Origin of the sequence: Aeromonas sp. s11 (assembly GCF_040907945.1) — a bacterium.
Taxonomy (GTDB): Bacteria; Pseudomonadota; Gammaproteobacteria; order Enterobacterales; family Aeromonadaceae; genus Aeromonas; species Aeromonas veronii.
Window position 1 is genome coordinate 40,734 of the sequence record NZ_JBFOCU010000027.1, and the last position, 15,887, is coordinate 56,620.

A 15,887-nucleotide genomic window follows, 5' to 3' on the forward strand; every position below is an offset into this window, starting at 1 on the left:
GCTCAAACTGTCGCCAATCAATCAGGCGCGACAAAAATGCGAGTCATCACTCACTCGCACACGCTTGCAAACACTAATAAACAAGGATTTAGGGGGATGCTGTTGGGTCGTCCCCCCTGTCACATTATTCAATGCATTACTTCGCGCCGATAAATAATTCTGTCATTACCCCGGCTGGAGCCGAACCTAGCCTCGCCCTGCAGCGTAACCGGGTCAGACAACCAGAGCGGCTGCGACGGCTGATTTGCCAAATCGACCTTGTAAGGAATGACGACATCCACATTTGGGGCAGAGAAATGAAACATAATCTCCCCTTGTTTTGCTGTGGCTGAACTGGCCGCCGCCTGCAATCCACTGAGCGTCAGGGTACTGCTATAGGGCCGAGGTACATTACCGCTGACCTGAAAAGATGAGCTCGCACTGTTAAAACTAATTTTGCGATCTTGGTCTGTCGGCTCAATCAAGGGCAGTGGATCGAAGCCATCATTTGCCAACAAGAGCTGAGTACAGCTGTCCTCGTTGTTGGTCACCCATCCGCCTAGTTCAAAACGCTGCATCAGTAACGTCACCGGCAACTCGGAACTGTTCACACCACGATTTTTTCCTGCCAGCAAGCGGCCGTAATAAGCCGTCATGGTGTTATCCCCCCGCGTAGGAATCGTCAACTGCTTGGCATTGCAGTTGACCCCCTTGGTACAACCATGCTTGATGCCAGGATTCAGGTCGGCGTCAACTATGAAGCTGACGGAAGGTGACTCCCCATCCTCCACCAGCAGACCAAACCGCAACGACTTGAAGGGCTCTTCTGGTGCAGTCAGGCCAGGATCGCGCTCAGAGAGCCGGGCAAAGCGACTTTGGCTGTCAATATCAGCTTCACCTAATATCCAATTTGACGCCATAGTCCCCACTCGACCCGTGCGATCAACCCCATCATGATCATTGCCTGCCACCAGATAGAGCCGCCCCTTAGCAAACTCTCCGCCATAGTTCCGGGTCACCCCAGCGTTCTTGTTACGAGCCTGCACCGCCATCTTGACCCCGAATGGCTGACTCATATAGCTGAACTGCCCGCAAGCAGGAGTAAGCACCCCGCTCAGCAAATTGAAATCCCAAGGCACAAAGCGCCCCACTGGCTGGCTCTGGGCCGATGGAATGGTGTAATTGAAGTAGCCGTTGGCTGGCGGGGTCGCCGTCACTCTGAACACCCCCACCTCGCTGACTGACTGGGTGACCTTATTGATATTGTTGCTGCCCATCCCGTTAGAGTGGTTATAGCTCGCCGTACCGACCTGCGCATTTTGCCCAGGAATCGGAGCAACCAATTGAGTACCAAGAGCGATGTTAGCCAAAGCAAAGTTGGGCGTAGTCTGATTTCCTGCGCAGATATCCCCATCATTGGCCGACTCCCAGGCCATCGCCTTGATATCTACCTGAAACGTCTCCCCCGCTTTTTTGAAGACCGGACAACTGCTGTCACCTGCCGCGCAGACCCCTTGCGGGGGCGTAATGCACAGGCCGACCGGACGTGCCACAAACGTGTCGGACCCCGTCATCACCAGACCCGCCGTCTCACCACTGCCATTATGACTGGCTGAAAGCTGCATCTGACCCGCATCCGGGTAGGTCACTTTTTTCAAGGTCGCTTTACCCTGATTATCAAAAGTCAGGTTGAGGGTGGTTGGTGTTGGTGAAGGAACACTGGCGGCATAAGTTGCAATGGCGTTGCCATCGATGGAGATCTTGCTACCAAAGCTATTGGTATTTGGATTGTTGTACGTTCCCCAAAAGCCGACAGACCTCACGCCGGTAAATCCGGGCACACATTGCTTGGTAATATCGTCTTTTTTGACCGCACTGATAGTCACATCCTGAGGCTGGTTGGAATAAGTATCAGACACATCAAAGAAGAAGCCGCTATCGGCAAAGTTCAGGGTACAGGCTGCCGCACTGGGCGTACCGGCCCCGGCCTTGCACAAGGTTTCACTGAGTGGTTTGACAGCAGGAACGGAATTGTTCACGCCCAACGTCACTTGGGTCTGAGTATTGTTACGCAACAAAACTTTGCCCGTTCCACCGGTAAAGGTCACCGTATTGCCACTCACATTGTTGGCACCAGACAGTGGGTACCAACCACCATCCTGGAGACTCTGTGGCAACAAGGAAACAGCAACTTGTTCGGTAATCAGCAGACTGCAATCTGGATTTGCACACGCCTTGATAGTGATCTCTTCCGGATTGCAGGTCAGAGGTTGACCCGAATACTGCAACTCGAAATGATCTACCTGAACGCCTACCTCTCTTGATTTCAGCGCACATATTTCTACGTTATCGAGTTCGTGAATATTGGTCAGGGCACCTGTAGAACCTGTCAATGACACATAAAAGTCTTGCGGTAACGGACTTTGCCCAAATGCAGGATCCAGCGCATCAAACGAATCGATAAGAGAAATAAACCCGCTTCCCGTATCACGCTCTACTTTGACCATCGCTCGCCCACTGGTTCGTGAATCAATCGTCAGACGGTAACGATGGTTGGCGCTACCGTTACCATCTACCTTTGGACTCAAGCAACTGGTATTAACATTGGTAGTTCCGTTATTACAGGTGCCTCGCAGATAGTTATATCCGGAAAAATTGGATCCCGAGCCACGCACGACAACCGATTGCGGGCGATAGCCCACACTTCCCCCCCCCCCAAAGGATGAGAAGTTGCCATATTCATCCAAGCCAAATCCGAGCCAACCGCCAGCAAATCCAGGTGAGTTACTCGGTTGATAATGGCCATAACCCAAGGGCCCCCCCGCAGCACCTGGCTGTGGCGTCACCGACGCGTCAGAAAGCACAACGGTCATACCATCTGCACCAGTGCTCGTGCCACCATAGGCGTAGTGATTAAATGTCAGCGTCACCAGATTGCCAGCAGCAGGAAATAGCCGCTGATAAGTCGCAGAGGTTGCTTGTCCCGTGCTGGCTTGTGTCATCCGTAAACGTCGGTCTGCCGTAATGGATGGTATAAATCCGCCAGCACTCTGCTTGACGGCCCACCTATCACCGAGTGGCTGGGAGAAGTCATCGGTCTCACAAATCAATGTCGAACCACCACAGGGATGACGTTGACTATATAACTCAGCTATCTGAGTGTCAGACAGGGCCGAACCATAAATAGCAACCTCATCAATTCGGCCATTAAAGCTGCGACTGTCAATATAATCTCGGCCAATCTCCAAATTTTGTGCATTTGCTCTTAACGAGTTTGCATCATTACCTCTAGCTGCATCAGCGACTCCATTGATATATATTTTTTGACGTTGATTGCCAGCAGCCATCGCATCATAGCGAATGACTATATGGGACCATGTATTTAACGGTATTTTGGTGTTTGTTGTCAGTGTCTGGTTCACGCCAGAACTTCTTTCCCAATACCAGAACACTCTGCCTTGACTATCCAGATGAAACTCATAGTTGCCATCTTTTGACACGATGGAATACAAATTCCCAGCTGATGGCCGACTTACCGGATATACCCAAGCAGAAACAGTTAACTGATTGGAAAATGACAGACGAGCGTCATGTGGAACTTCAATGTATTGATTACTGCTGCCAGTAAACTCACCATAACCACAAGTACCAAGATTATTCGCGTTTGCAGGTAATGCAGGCGACACAGTATTGGTTTTCGCGCCCCTCATTGCGCGACCATGTAGCACATCAGCAACAGCGTTTTTGACTTCTCCTGCAACACCAGTCCACTTACTCTCTTCAAGCTGATACAAGGCAACAGGTGCCGGGACACAAGCATTTACCGGATTTGACACTGGTAGGCAAGTACCAGTCACAGAGCTATTGTTGACATTCACCACCCCACCGGCATTATTTGTTGCAGCAGTCAGATTGCCATAAACCGTAGAATTGGTAACAGTGATATTATTTGATGTGGTCGAGATAATGACAGGACTTCCCTGAGATCCCAGTTGGCTACCTGTTGCATTAAAAGAGCTAGCCCCAGAGACACTGCCACTAGTCATATTAACTGAGTTGAACGTCACTGGATTATTTGAGCGCATGGTAATATTACCACTATAAGTTCCGCCAGATATCGTCAACGAACTATTTGCACTGATATCTCCTGATAACTGCACATTAGTCACACTGACAGAGTTACTACTGCTGGTGATATTTCCCTGAACAACTCCCGAGTTTAGCGACACGTTCCCACTGGTAGTAATACTTCCGTATAAGTAGATATTGTTCAGTGTAATATTTGAGCTGCCAGCTAAAATATCACCATATATGGTGTTTTGATATCCTTGAGATACAATGCCACCAAAACTAGTCTTAAGGTTTATTCTACTTGAGGCACTGCCAATCTTGTTATTCGTGAGAGAAATCCCGGCATCTGCACTCAGCGTTGAATCTTGACTAGCGACAATAACATCACCGTCGTTTAATGTTACCTGACCATTACCACCAGTACAGGTGTAAACATTTCCTGACTTTTGCCATGTGGTATTACATGGTGGGTATTGATTGATGGATAAATTATATTGTTGCGCCACAGCTGTACCGCAGAAAAGTAATAAACCAACCAGCCATTTAAAATCCATCACTTTCCTCTCCACTTGTATCATCTGCCGCAATATCGATCGTCACTACAAAGTGCAGGCGAATGACTTGCACTGAAATAGCGATAACCACTCCAGCCAGAAGTGACTAACGCAACCGGCATCATCGCCATCACGATTCATGGCGCTCCTCCATCATAAGCTTCGACCATCAGGGTTCGGCTCACGGCAAAATCAGGGTTGGCACTGTTAAAGTCCGAGCTGCCACAGGTTCCGACACTCTCGAGACGATAGCCATTGGTCACAGATCCGTTATAGGTCACCGGCACCGTGGCGCAACGAACCACAGCCTGACAGTTGGTCAGTCCGGGCGTGCTGGCAAAGCTCAGTGGGCTGCTTGCCAGGCAGACCGCTGGGGGGGTCGGTTGGGCAAGCGTGCGCTTGGGGAACAACTGATAGAGCGCTACTTCCAGCCCGCTCTGGGCGGCCAGCAGGGCACGCACGCTGCGCACCTCCACCGTATTTTTCTCGCCGCTATCGACCAGAAAACGGCCCATGGCAGCCGCCAGCAGTGCCATCACCACAATCACAAACAGGGCGATCATCAAGGCGCTGCCTCGCATCCGTCCGAAAGCCTGTGGATCAGGGCACATTGAACACCTCTATCTTATGGTTGAAGGTGACCGACTCCCCCTTGCGCTCGAAGACAAAGCGCATGCCAAACTCCCCTTCGGCGTTAAACGCCGAGGTTTCCCGATAGAAGGTGCCAATACGAAGGGAATCCGCCATCAACACGCCCTGTGCAGGTAAGGATGCTCCAATGGGGGCTGTGGCACGGGTCAGCGTGTTTCCTTCCACACAGTAGCGAACCTGCTGGTTGGCAAAGTAGACCCGGCTGCCGGGAGAGAGGCCAGTCAGACTCTCGGCACTGGTATAGCGGATGGTTTGCGCTCCGGATACGGGCGTCAGCACATCCGTGACCTTGGCTACGCAGCGGCCATGATCGCAGCCTGCCGTGAGCGAACCGACTTTTTTGTCCGGCACGGGGAAGACGATCAGCTGATCATCTTTTTTGACGGCGGTGGCATCCACATCCAGCGGATTGGCAGCAGAAGCCGGGGTCGCCATCACCAGCTCAAGGGTGGCCGTGCTCCCCGACATGGCGCGGTTAAGTGCCAGATAGCGGCTGGAGGAGCTGATAGGCCAGAACCGCAAACAGGCACCGGTGTCGTCCCATGTCCCGCCAGTAGTCTCGATCCGCTCCGAGCCCGGCACCGCATCGCGCAGTTCGCGGTTAAGCCGCTCCATGGCGAAGCGGGCATCGCTCATCAGCTGCTCACGGCTGCTGGCATCGCCATAAATCTGGGTGCCGATACCGATAAACTGGCTGGTAAAGGTCGCCATAATTCCGAGCAGCAGGATGACCATCACCAGCTCGACCAGGGTAAAGCCACGATTACCCCGAGGCTTGCGGTAGGTTCGATTGGCCGCCACGCCAGAAGTGGTTACAGGCGCGGACATTAGGACAGGCAAGCAACACCCAACAGCAGAGCGATCCATCAGTAATTCCCCCGGTAGAAGGAGAAGTCGAACACGCTCTGATCCGGTAGCTTGATCTGCAGATCAATACGCTTGCCCACAGAGCAGGGGGCGACACAACTCTTGAAGGTGCCGTCGCTGAAATCGGCTCCACTCACCGCAATTTTCACCTGATAGTTGCGATACTCCTTGCTGCTGACTCCCGTCGCAGTTTGAGTCAGCGTGTTGGCATCCACCCAGCTACCTGCGGTATCGAAATCATCCACATCGTTATAGGCATAGGATGCGGGCTCGCCATCCGGGCCATAAGTGGTGGAGCAGGGAGAGATGGTCACCCCTGCCACCTGCTCACCACAACGATAACGACCACCGTTATGATCCGAATGTTCATCAAACGACTTTTGCAAGATCTCGCCGGAGAGGCGCTGGGCCAGCTGGGCGGCGCGTACCTGCTGCACCGGGTCTACCGCCTGCGGCGCCTGATTGATAAGCAACCCCAAAATGCCGGTCAAAGCCACCGCCAGCAGCACTATGCCGACGATCAGCTCAATCAGGGTGAAACCGCGCTTAAGGGATCTCATGGATATATCCCTCTGACTCAATCTTGATACGACTGGTCTCGCGACCATCACTCACCAGCAAGGTACAACCGGTGGCACAGCTGCCTAGCGGTCTGCCCATCTGATCGAAGCGCAGCACGAAGCTGTTGTTGTTATCAAGGGAGATGGAGATACCGGCAGAGGGCGTAACCAGTCGACCACGGGTCTCCAACTGGTGAGTCCAGCCACTACTGGTATCCAGGTCATCGCTGGCGGGACACGCCGCATAAGTACGGTGGGCAAAACGGGGAGAGGCAACCACCAGTTGGGTACAACGGTTGGCTGGCTCATGCATATTGACGGTCTGTACCAGCCGCAGCCGGGCCAGCAGTTCGTCACGTACGGTTTGAGTTTCAAAGCCGCCTTTGCCCAGCCATTTGGGCACGGCAAAGGCGGCCAGAATCCCGAGTAACAGGATCACCAGTACCAGTTCAATCAGGGTAAAGCCCTTGGTTGCAGGCATGGAGGTTCTCATCATGGAGAAGAGAAAGCGAGGCCGAAGCCTCGCTCACGACGCTCTGATTACTTGGATTTACACTCGTCAGAGAGAGTTACAGCGAAAGACTTCGCCTCTGATTCAGCTTCTTTATAAGAAACAGAGCAGGCATTACCCTTGCTATTTTCCGGCACAAATTTCGCTGTATCAGTAATTTTATCGTCACTCAGTTTCCAGCCATCCAGAGTGAGCGCATTCTTAACTGTGGCTGCGGTCGGGTAACCATACTTCACGTTAACGGTAGCACCAGCAACAGAGACGTTGGCAGTACCATCGCTACTCTTCTCAAGCCCTTCCAAAGCAGCCTTGCTATAGACCAGGTTGGCTGCACTTTGCAATGCAGCTTGCACACCCTGTGCAGCAGACTTACGAGCATCATCCTGCAGATTCAGGAACTTGGGTGCAGCGGTGACCGCCAGAATACCCAGAATGATGATCACGATAACCAGTTCGATCAGGGTAAAACCCGCCTGTTTTTTCATTTCACTTTCCTCTGTCAGTTAATATTGGTGGTCACCTGACCGGACGCCGGACGGTAACTGAAACTCATAAATGCATCAGTCTTGCCTTGCGGATCCTGATACTTGCCATCACTACCCTTACTCAAACTATTGACCAAATAGTAACGGCAGGCCGAATCCAGTCCATTACTGCTCACTGTGGCATAGTATTTCAGGTCATTGCCGCTACCGCGCACTTCATTGAAGCTGGCCGTAGCCTTGGGCGGGTTTTGCAGTAACCCCTCCCAAATATTGAGACAACGTTCGGCGGTCAGATTAGCCGGATCCACATCGGGATTAACGCTTGCAACGGTATCCATGGGATAGCCGGGCGACAGCTCGCCGTTGCTGATCTGGGTCTCGGTCGGTGTGGTCAGATAGAAGCGACTACCGTCATAGAGCACGGTATTGAGGCTGTCCTGTTTGGCGCGACCTTCCGCCTCCCATTGCGCCCGAACCAGTGAAACGCCGGTAGCAAAACCGCCAGAGACTCCTTCCACGCTGGCCTTTTTCGCTTCGTCAGTCACATCGAGAAAGCGCGGCAGTGCAGTCACCGCCAGGATCCCCAGGATCACGATAACGATCACCAGCTCAATGAGGGAAAAGCCGGCAGACCGTCTTCTCATCCCGTTTTCCGGCATTGTTGGTGCCATTGGTTTCATTGTCATGCTCCCTCCGTAATGCCCCACATTATTTCATGCAGGCCCAAAAAAATCATGTAGTTGGGTCATATGATTAGTTTCATTCAAGGCTTTTTCATCACCCGCCCGTCAGAAAACTGATAAACCAGCCAATAACCATCCCACCCCATCTCGCAACCACTGCCATCGGGACGGGCCAGTACCTGCAGGGGAGGCACGCCCCCCTTCGTCTCACCCATCAGTGCCAGCCACAACTGACGGCAATTTTCCGAAGGAGATTGCAGCGGCACCAGCCCCAGGGGCCACCCTCGGGCATCAAACTGCCACCCCTTGCCGGCGACATGCAGTGTCTGCGGGCGCCGCTCATCGAGCCAAATGCCGTGCAAACGCTGTGCCCGCTCGGCAAATTGCTCCCCCAGCAAGGTGAGAGTGAGCTGCTGCGCCTCTTCCCGGTGGCCCTGATAGCTGCGCACCAGGGTCGCCACGATCACCATCAGCAGGATGATCACGGCGATTCGCCTATATCCGGTCAGCCAGCGATCATCCTGCTGCGTCTGTCTGCTCATCCAGCCCTCGACTCCACCGATCACTTGCCTCTTACGGCTCGCATCATGTCCCACCACTCAGGTGTGAAGATATCCAGCTCCAGCAAGATTACTTGCCGCGAACTGCGCGCATCATGTCCCACATTGGCGTGAAGATACCCAGCGCCAGGATCAACACCATTACTGCCACGATCCCGATCAGGATCGGCTCGATGCGGGCGGTGAGACTCTTGAGGTCATAATCCACCTCGCGCTCGTAATACTCGGCCGCTTCGTGCAGCAGGTCATCGACCTGACCGGTCTCCTCCCCCACGGCGATCATCTGCATCACCAGCGGGGTGAACAGGCCGCTGCTGCTGGCGGTGCGCAGCAGGCTCTCGCCCCGCTCGATACCGGCGCGCATATCCCGCACTCGCCCCGCCATCCAGGCGTTATCCACCGCATCGGCCACCAGGGTCAGCGCCGTGTTCAGCGGCACGCCGGCCTTGAGCATCATGGAAAAACTGCGAGCAAAACGGGCCAGCAGGGAGCGCTCTATGATGGTGCCGACGATCGGCAACTTGAGCTGCCAACGGTGCCAGGTCAGCTTGCCCTTGGTGGTGGCAACCCAGCGGCGCCAACCGAATACCATCCCCGCCAGAATAGCGAGCAGCAGCCACCAGTAGTTGACAAAAAAGTGCGAGGTGGCGAGCAGAATGCGGGTAGCCAGCGGCAATTCCACCCCGAATTTGGCGAACATGCCGGCAAACACCGGGATCACCATGATATTGAGGATCACCATGGCGATACCGATGGCGATCATCACGAAGCTGGGGTAGCGCATGGCGGTCTTGATCCGCTTGCGGGTCTCCAGCTCCAGCTCGAAATAGTTGGCGAGCTGCAAAAAGGCCTCTTCCAGCTGACCTGTGTTCTCACCCACATGGATGATGGCGATAAACAGGCTGCTGAATACCTTGGGGTGCGCCTGCATCGAGCTGGAGAGCGGGCGACCGTTGCCAAGATCTTCCCCCAGCGAGTGAAGCGCCCGCTTGAGCGGCTTGCTGTGGGTGCTCTCCTCCAGCCCGGCGATGGCGCGCAGGATCGGGATCCCGGCCCGGGTCAGGGCATACATCTGGCGGCTGAAGATCACCAGCTCATCCAGCTTGACGCCCCCTTCCAGCAACAGTGACCAGTCGATGGCAGCGGATTTGGCCTTGCCCGGTTTGAGCTCGGTGGGCATCACGCCACGGCGCATCAGCTGTTCGGCGGCCGCCATCTCGTTGGCCGCTTCGACCACGCCACTGGTGGCGTTGCCCTGGCTGTCACGCCCCTTGTAGGCAAAGTTAGCCATCGCTTACCCCAAATCCTCGGCCAGTCGCAGCACCTCGTCCACCGAGGTGATTCCCTGACGGGCATAATCGAGGGCAGTGAGGGCAAGCGGCCGGTAGTGTTCGTGTTGACGGGCCGCTTTGGCGAACCCTTCCGCATCGTTGCGGCGCAGGGCATCCATCATCGGCTGATCCAGCTCCAGCAGCTCGTAGACCCCGATCCGGCCGGAATAACCGGTAAAGTTGCAGCTCTGGCAACCCCGGCCCTTGTGATAGGTGTGTTGGCCGGGCACCTCGCCGGAGAGCACGGTGAGCCAGGTGGCCTGCCCTTCGTCGGGCGCCTTCTCCTCGACGCAGTGCTCACATACCCGCCGCACCAGCCGCTGAGCGACCACCGCCCGCAGGGCGCTCGCCACCAGATAGCCGGGCGCCCCCATGTCGATAAGGCGCAAGGCACTGGTCACCGCATCGTTGGTGTGCAGTGTGGTCAGCACCAGGTGACCTGTGATGGCGCCACGCAGACCGATCTCAACCGTTTCGTTGTCCCGCATCTCACCCACCAGCAGGATGTCCGGATCCTGACGCAGGGTGGAGCGCAGCACGTTGGAGAAGGTGAGGCCGATCTTGGGGTTGACCTGCACCTGATTGATGCGGGAGAGACGATACTCCACCGGGTCTTCTACCGTGATGATCTTGTTGCTGGACTGGTTGAGCTCGGAGAGGGCGCCATAGAGGGTGGTGGTCTTGCCGCTACCGGTCGGGCCGGTAACCAGGATCATCCCGTGCGGCCGTTTGAGCTGGCGACGGAAACGGGTCAGGATCTCCGGCGGCATGCCGGTCTCGGTCAGCGAGAGGATGCCGGATGATTGATCCAGCAGACGCATCACCACAGACTCACCATACTGCACCGGCATGGTGGACATCCGCACATCCACATCGCGACCGCGCACCTTCATGTTGAAGCGGCCATCCTGCGGCAAGCGCTTCTCGGAGATATCGAGCCCCGCCACCAGCTTGAGACGTAGCACCAGCGCCTGGGCGATGCGCACCTCGTTGAGGATATTCTCGTGGAGGATACCGTCGATCCGCTGGCGAATCCGCAGCACCTTCTCGTCCGGCTCGATGTGGATATCCGACGCCCCCACCTGCACCGCATCCTCGAACAGGGAGCGCAGCAGCTTGGCCACCGTCGCCTCCCCCTCGTCATTGGCTCCCAGATTGCTGGAGCCCAGCTCGAAGCCGGAGTCCTGATACTCCTCCTGCAGCTGTTCGGCGAAACTTTCAATCTCGCGGGTACGGCGATAGAGGCGGTCGAAATACTCCAGCAGCTGCCCTTCCCGCGCCACCGCCAGCACCATAATGCGCGGGCTGAGCAGGGCCGCGATGGCATCCAGTGCGCTCAGATCCGCCGGATCCGACATGGCCACCGTCACCTTGTCGTCGGTAAGGTTGACCGCCAGCGCCCGATAGCGACGCGCCTGCACTTCGGGCAGCAGTGGCACCGCGGCGGCGTCGATGGTGAGGTTGTTGAGATCAAAGAAGGGCACATCCAGCTGGCGGGCGAGGAACTGCAACAGCTGCACCTCGCTGATAAAGCCGAGGTCGATGAGAGTGGTGCCCAGCTTGCGGCCGGTCTGACGCTGCTGCTGCAGGGCAAGCTGCAGCTGATCATCAGAGATGATCTGCTCTTGTACCAGCAGGTCGCCGAGGCGCATTTTCAGTCTGGGTTGTGCCATGTTTGCTCCGATCTCTGTTACTTCACACCCGTTGCCGCATCCGATTAGGCTTTGCTAATCGGCCCTGCTGTTTATCAAGGGGTTAGTTGGCCAATTCGTTGTTCCAGCCAATTGGTCGACGCCTCGCCGAGGTTGCCGTGCAGCAGGGCGTTGCGATAGGCATCGAGCGCCCGCTGGCTGTGGCCCTGACTATCCTCGGCCACACCGAGGCCAAGCCACCAGCGGCCCTGATCAGGCTGCTGACGCAGCAGCTTCACATAGAGCGCCGCCGCATCGGCATTCTGGCCCAGCTCCTGAGTCAGCCCGGCCCAGGTCGCGTAGTAGTCCATGTTGCTGGCGAGATCCGGCTGATAACCGGACAACCAGCCAAGCGCCTGCTGCTGTTGCCCCTCGCTGATGGCAAGGCGGGCCAGCAGCAGACGAAAATCGGCCTGTTGGGGATCGAGCCGGATCCCCTCCTCCAGCAGCTGACGCGCCTCGGTCAGGCGGCCCTCGCCGTAGAGCAAACCCGCCAGTTGCTCGCGCGCGCCCTGGTTATAGGGGTCGTGGGCCAGCACCTGATAGTAGTTGTCCTGGGCATCCCGCAGGCTCCCCTTGGCCATGGCGGTGGTCGCCTTGCGCTCCGCCAGTGCCGCCAGCTCCTTGGCCGACAGCTCCACCGTCTCGATCTTCAATACGCTCGGTTTGCGAGGCGCGCTGGCGACTGCCTGCTGCTCTGCCGCCAGTTCGGCGTAAAGCTCGGGCTGCAGCTCTTCATCGGTCGGCTCGGACTCGTCAACATCGCTGGAGGCATCAAAGGGCACCCCATAGGCCGTATCGCCAGAGTCATGCTCCCCAACCTCATCATTCACCGCATCCTGGCTTGGCAGCGGCAGCGAGGCCGCCACCTCGACCGGCTCGGGCTGGCTGACGGGCGCGGCGGCCCTTGCCACCACATCGGGAGTCACCGCATCGGGGGCGACCACTTCGCTGGCAGCCGTGACGATATGGGTCTGCTGCCAGTAGATCCAGGTTCGCCAACCAAGGATCCCCAGTGCCAGACCGCAGATCAGGGTCAACAGCAACATCCACCATCCCTGCTGGCGCGCAGGGGCAATATAGACGGCAGCGCCATCGGATCCTTGCTGGCGCCGATCCAGATCTTTCAGCATCTGGTTGATGACACTCATGGCCAGACTCCATAAGCCAGGGCGCACCCCAGCAACAGTAACAGGGGCCACCAGCGCCGTGGCGCAAAGCGGCGGGCATCGTCGGTATCGCGAATGGCGAGCCGGACCAGACGACTGTCGATCTGACGCACACCCTGACCATAGGCCAGCATCAGGCACTTCTGCGCCAGGATATTGATAAGTCTCGGGATCCCTCGCGATGCGCGCCACAACAGACGCATGGCGCGACCTGCAAACAGCGGTGCCCCGCGGTAACCGGAGACCTGCAATCTGTGCTCCAGATAGGCGCGAGTCTCGTCAAAACGTAGCGGCCGCAGGCAGTAGGAGAAGCCAATCCGCTGGCGCAGTTGGCGCAGATGCGGCTTGCCCAGTCTGGTATCCAGCTCCGGCTGGCCAAACAGCACGATCTGCAGCAGCTTGCTCGATTCGGTCTCGAGATTGCCGAACAGGCGGATCGCCTCCAGCGTCTCGTCCGGCAGCGCTTGCGCCTCGTCGATCAGCACCACCACCCGACTGCCCTGCAGGTGCAGGCTGATCAGGTGACGATGGATACGATCGGTCAGATCCAGTTCGCTCTGATCCCGTACAGCCAACCCCAGCTCCAGCGCCAGCGCGATGCGCAGCTCGGCCGGAGTGAGGTGGGGATTGGGCAACCAGGCAAGCCGCACCGGACGCGCTTCCGAACCCAGCTCGCTGAGCAGCTTGCGACAGAGCAGGGTCTTGCCGGTACCCACCTCGCCGGTCACCTTGATAAAGCCCTCCCCCTGCGCCAGCGCCCAGTTGAGCACCTGCAGCGCCTCTTCGTGAGGCGGCAGGCCGTAGTAGAAGCCGGTATTGGGAGTGAGGCTGAACGGTGCCTCCTGCAGGCCGAAGTGGGTCAGGTACATGAGACCTCACCTGCCACGGCAAGCAAGCAGCCTGTGCTGGCAAGGCAGCACAGGCCGTTCGGGATGAGGGTGACCGCATCTGGTGTCATGGGTCAGCCCTTGGCCGGATACCACTTGTCGAGCAGCTCGGAGGAGCGTTGCAGCTCGTTTTGCCAGGTATCTTTCTCCACCACGGTCGGTTTGAGCATGATCACCAGCTCCACCTTCTTGGTGCTCTCGCGGCGGTTGGTAAAGGCTTCACCCACCCAGGGAATATCCCCCAGCAGCGGCACCTTGCTGACGATCTCCTGCTTGTCGGTCTTCATCAGGCCGCCGATAACGATGATGTCACCGTTATTGGCCTGCACCACGGTATCCGACTCGCGGATCGAGCTCTTGGCGAGCGGCAAGGTCATCTTGCCTCCCGTGGTGCCCAGATCGATGGTTTTGTTTTGTTCTTCGGTATCAATCACTGACGGATGGATATGAAGCAGCACCTTGCCCTCTTCATCGATCTGTGGCGTTACGTCCAGCGCAATACCGGAGAAGAAGGGTGTCAACTCAACATTTGGCGTCCGCTCAGTCCCTGTTGTGGTTGAGGTAATCGTCGTCGTCGCATTGGTGACGAAGTACTCGTCCGTCCCGACCTTTATCACAGCCTTCTGATTGTTTGTCGCAGTGACACGGGGGCTGGAGAGGGTATTCACATCCCCCTGAGTCTTGAGCAGGTTGACCGCCACATTGAAGTTGCCGTCAGTAATAGTGAAACCAGCCCCCCCACCAATTGCGTTAAAGATCGGATTTACTGCACCAACCAGACTCTCGCCAAGGGATCCTCCCCCCTTAAGCAGGTTATAGGTCTGCTGACTCTCTGGGATATTAGGCGCCATCAGGTCTGGCTGAGCCACCTTGGGAATACCTTTATTTCCATCCCAACTAGCTGTCAAACCGCTCCAATCTACCCCCTGCTCATAACCTTCACTAAGAGCTACTTCCATAATTCGCGCTTCGAGTACGACCTGACGTTTTAAATGACTTTCGGATTGAGTCAGGAATTCACGGACTGCTTTTAGCTCTTTCGGATAGGCGCGAATAGTGACCAATCCTGCCTGTGGGCTGGTGATGACAGCCCGACCATCACCATTTCCAATCAGTGTTTGCAAAGTGTCACGTAAGTCGGTCCAATAATCACTGTTGGTATCAGTCTCAATCTGGGTACCATTCGATGTGGTTTGAGTATTGGTATTACTCGAAATACCTGTGCCATTCTGGCTAGATGATATTTCGGTATTGCTGTTGGAATTCAACCCGCTGTTGTTTGAGTTGTTCTCACTAGAAGTCACCCCGCCGGTGCTGACCGAGGTGCGGGAGAGGCCACGACGGGACATCATCAGGTAATTGACCGGGATGGTTTCGGTACGCAGACCCGCCGGATAGATATGGAAGACATTGCCCTTGCGCTGCACGTCGAAGCCGTACATGTCGCCCACCACCGCCAGCACCTCCGGCAGAGTCACATCCTTGAGTTCGACGGAGACCAGCCCGGCCACCCCGGGGTGAACCGCCACGCTGTAGCGGGAGCCCTTGAACAGGGAACCGAAAAACTCCACCGCCTCCACATCGTGAGCCGCGATACGCAGCCGCTTCTCCGGCATGCCGACCGGCATCTGCGGCCGGTTCAGCTGCAGCAATTCACTTTGCACCGATTTGGGCAACGCGGTCAGAGGGGCAGCCTGTTTCTGCTGTTCGTTCATGGCCTGTTTGAGGGCATCCTTCGCCTGGGTCGGCTCGGGGTGCTGATACGTGGTACAGCCTGCAGCCATCATGGCCACGGTGATCAGACAGAGACGGTTTTTTTTCATGTAATTAGGGCACCCTGACTTGCAATTAAACTCGATAAAGCCGATTCACCTCTCGAGAGGCAAGC

The 15,887-nt window shown here is 56.4% G+C and carries 13 protein-coding genes; all 13 read right to left on the reverse strand.

Annotation, left to right across the window (positions count from 1 at the left end; all coding sequences use genetic code 11):
• Positions 1–128: 128 nt before the first annotated feature.
• The 13 genes from AB5Y84_RS08195 to mshL all read right to left on the reverse strand — a co-directional run bounded on the left by AB5Y84_RS08195 (position 129) and on the right by mshL (position 15,822).
• Entirely contained in the window at positions 129–4,604 is a 4,476-nt protein-coding gene (locus AB5Y84_RS08195) for a DUF6701 domain-containing protein (protein WP_368176741.1), read from the reverse strand.
• Positions 4,605–4,741: 137 nt separating this feature from the next.
• Positions 4,742–5,167 carry an MSHA biogenesis protein MshP gene (locus tag AB5Y84_RS08200; protein ID WP_342401850.1) on the reverse strand — a complete coding sequence of 142 codons (426 nt, stop codon included), beginning with the start codon at positions 5,165–5,167 and terminating at the stop codon, positions 4,742–4,744.
• Between the two features lie 37 nt (positions 5,168–5,204).
• Positions 5,205–6,083: a PilW family protein gene (locus AB5Y84_RS08205; RefSeq protein WP_368176742.1), complete on the reverse strand. Its 879-nt coding sequence runs from the start codon at positions 6,081–6,083 to the stop codon at positions 5,205–5,207.
• Positions 6,084–6,121: 38 nt separating this feature from the next.
• A complete protein-coding gene (locus AB5Y84_RS08210) occupies positions 6,122–6,682 on the reverse strand; it encodes a prepilin-type N-terminal cleavage/methylation domain-containing protein (protein ID WP_368176743.1) in 561 nt (186 codons plus the stop codon).
• Positions 6,669–7,163, reverse strand: coding sequence for a prepilin-type N-terminal cleavage/methylation domain-containing protein (locus AB5Y84_RS08215; protein ID WP_335828792.1), 495 nt, complete (start codon positions 7,161–7,163; stop codon positions 6,669–6,671). The genes AB5Y84_RS08210 and AB5Y84_RS08215 overlap by 14 nt, the downstream gene beginning before the upstream one ends.
• Positions 7,164–7,222: 59 nt before the next feature.
• A complete protein-coding gene (locus AB5Y84_RS08220) occupies positions 7,223–7,678 on the reverse strand; it encodes a prepilin-type N-terminal cleavage/methylation domain-containing protein (RefSeq protein ID WP_181497651.1) in 456 nt (151 codons plus the stop codon).
• A gap of 14 nt (positions 7,679–7,692) precedes the next feature.
• Positions 7,693–8,364 (reverse strand): type II secretion system protein, encoded by a 672-nt coding sequence (locus tag AB5Y84_RS08225; protein ID WP_368176744.1) that lies wholly within the window; start codon positions 8,362–8,364, stop codon positions 7,693–7,695.
• A 77-nt stretch (positions 8,365–8,441) separates the two neighbouring features.
• Positions 8,442–8,903, reverse strand: a complete 462-nt coding sequence (locus AB5Y84_RS08230) for a hypothetical protein (RefSeq protein ID WP_270905497.1) — start codon at positions 8,901–8,903, stop codon at positions 8,442–8,444.
• A gap of 88 nt (positions 8,904–8,991) precedes the next feature.
• A complete protein-coding gene (locus tag AB5Y84_RS08235; RefSeq protein WP_342401846.1) occupies positions 8,992–10,212 on the reverse strand; it encodes a type II secretion system F family protein in 1,221 nt (406 codons plus the stop codon).
• 3 nt (positions 10,213–10,215) lie between these two features.
• On the reverse strand, positions 10,216–11,925 hold the full coding sequence (mshE, locus tag AB5Y84_RS08240) for an MSHA fimbrial ATPase MshE (RefSeq protein WP_167573664.1): 1,710 nt from the start codon (positions 11,923–11,925) through the stop codon (positions 10,216–10,218).
• Positions 11,926–11,999: 74 nt separating this feature from the next.
• Complete coding sequence (locus tag AB5Y84_RS08245; RefSeq protein ID WP_368176745.1) at positions 12,000–13,094, reverse strand: tetratricopeptide repeat protein; 1,095 nt, start codon at positions 13,092–13,094, stop codon at positions 12,000–12,002.
• Complete coding sequence (mshM, locus tag AB5Y84_RS08250) at positions 13,091–13,981, reverse strand: MSHA fimbrial biogenesis protein MshM (protein ID WP_368176746.1); 891 nt, start codon at positions 13,979–13,981, stop codon at positions 13,091–13,093. The genes AB5Y84_RS08245 and mshM overlap by 4 nt, the downstream gene beginning before the upstream one ends.
• A 92-nt stretch (positions 13,982–14,073) precedes the next feature.
• Positions 14,074–15,822, reverse strand: a complete 1,749-nt coding sequence (gene mshL / locus AB5Y84_RS08255; RefSeq protein WP_368176747.1) for a pilus (MSHA type) biogenesis protein MshL — start codon at positions 15,820–15,822, stop codon at positions 14,074–14,076.
• Positions 15,823–15,887 lie beyond the last annotated feature (65 nt).

Excerpts from the sequence above, each read along its gene's own strand:
- mshL (WP_368176747.1), bottom strand. The coding sequence starts at position 15,822 with ATGAAAAAAAACCGTCTCTGTCTGATCACCGTGGCCATGATGGCTGCA.
- AB5Y84_RS08230 (WP_270905497.1), bottom strand. The coding sequence starts at position 8,903 with ATGAGCAGACAGACGCAGCAGGATGATCGCTGGCTGACCGGATATAGG.
- AB5Y84_RS08235 (WP_342401846.1), bottom strand. The coding sequence starts at position 10,212 with ATGGCTAACTTTGCCTACAAGGGGCGTGACAGCCAGGGCAACGCCACC.
- mshE (WP_167573664.1), bottom strand. The coding sequence starts at position 11,925 with ATGGCACAACCCAGACTGAAAATGCGCCTCGGCGACCTGCTGGTACAA.
- AB5Y84_RS08200 (WP_342401850.1), bottom strand. The coding sequence starts at position 5,167 with ATGATCGCCCTGTTTGTGATTGTGGTGATGGCACTGCTGGCGGCTGCC.
- AB5Y84_RS08210 (WP_368176743.1), bottom strand. The coding sequence starts at position 6,682 with ATGAGATCCCTTAAGCGCGGTTTCACCCTGATTGAGCTGATCGTCGGC.
- AB5Y84_RS08205 (WP_368176742.1), bottom strand. The coding sequence starts at position 6,083 with ATGTCCGCGCCTGTAACCACTTCTGGCGTGGCGGCCAATCGAACCTAC.
- AB5Y84_RS08215 (WP_335828792.1), bottom strand. The coding sequence starts at position 7,163 with ATGCCTGCAACCAAGGGCTTTACCCTGATTGAACTGGTACTGGTGATC.
- AB5Y84_RS08225 (WP_368176744.1), bottom strand. The coding sequence starts at position 8,364 with ATGACAATGAAACCAATGGCACCAACAATGCCGGAAAACGGGATGAGA.
- AB5Y84_RS08245 (WP_368176745.1), bottom strand. The coding sequence starts at position 13,094 with ATGAGTGTCATCAACCAGATGCTGAAAGATCTGGATCGGCGCCAGCAA.
- AB5Y84_RS08220 (WP_181497651.1), bottom strand. The coding sequence starts at position 7,678 with ATGAAAAAACAGGCGGGTTTTACCCTGATCGAACTGGTTATCGTGATC.
- mshM (WP_368176746.1), bottom strand. The coding sequence starts at position 13,981 with ATGTACCTGACCCACTTCGGCCTGCAGGAGGCACCGTTCAGCCTCACT.
- AB5Y84_RS08195 (WP_368176741.1), bottom strand. The coding sequence starts at position 4,604 with ATGGATTTTAAATGGCTGGTTGGTTTATTACTTTTCTGCGGTACAGCT.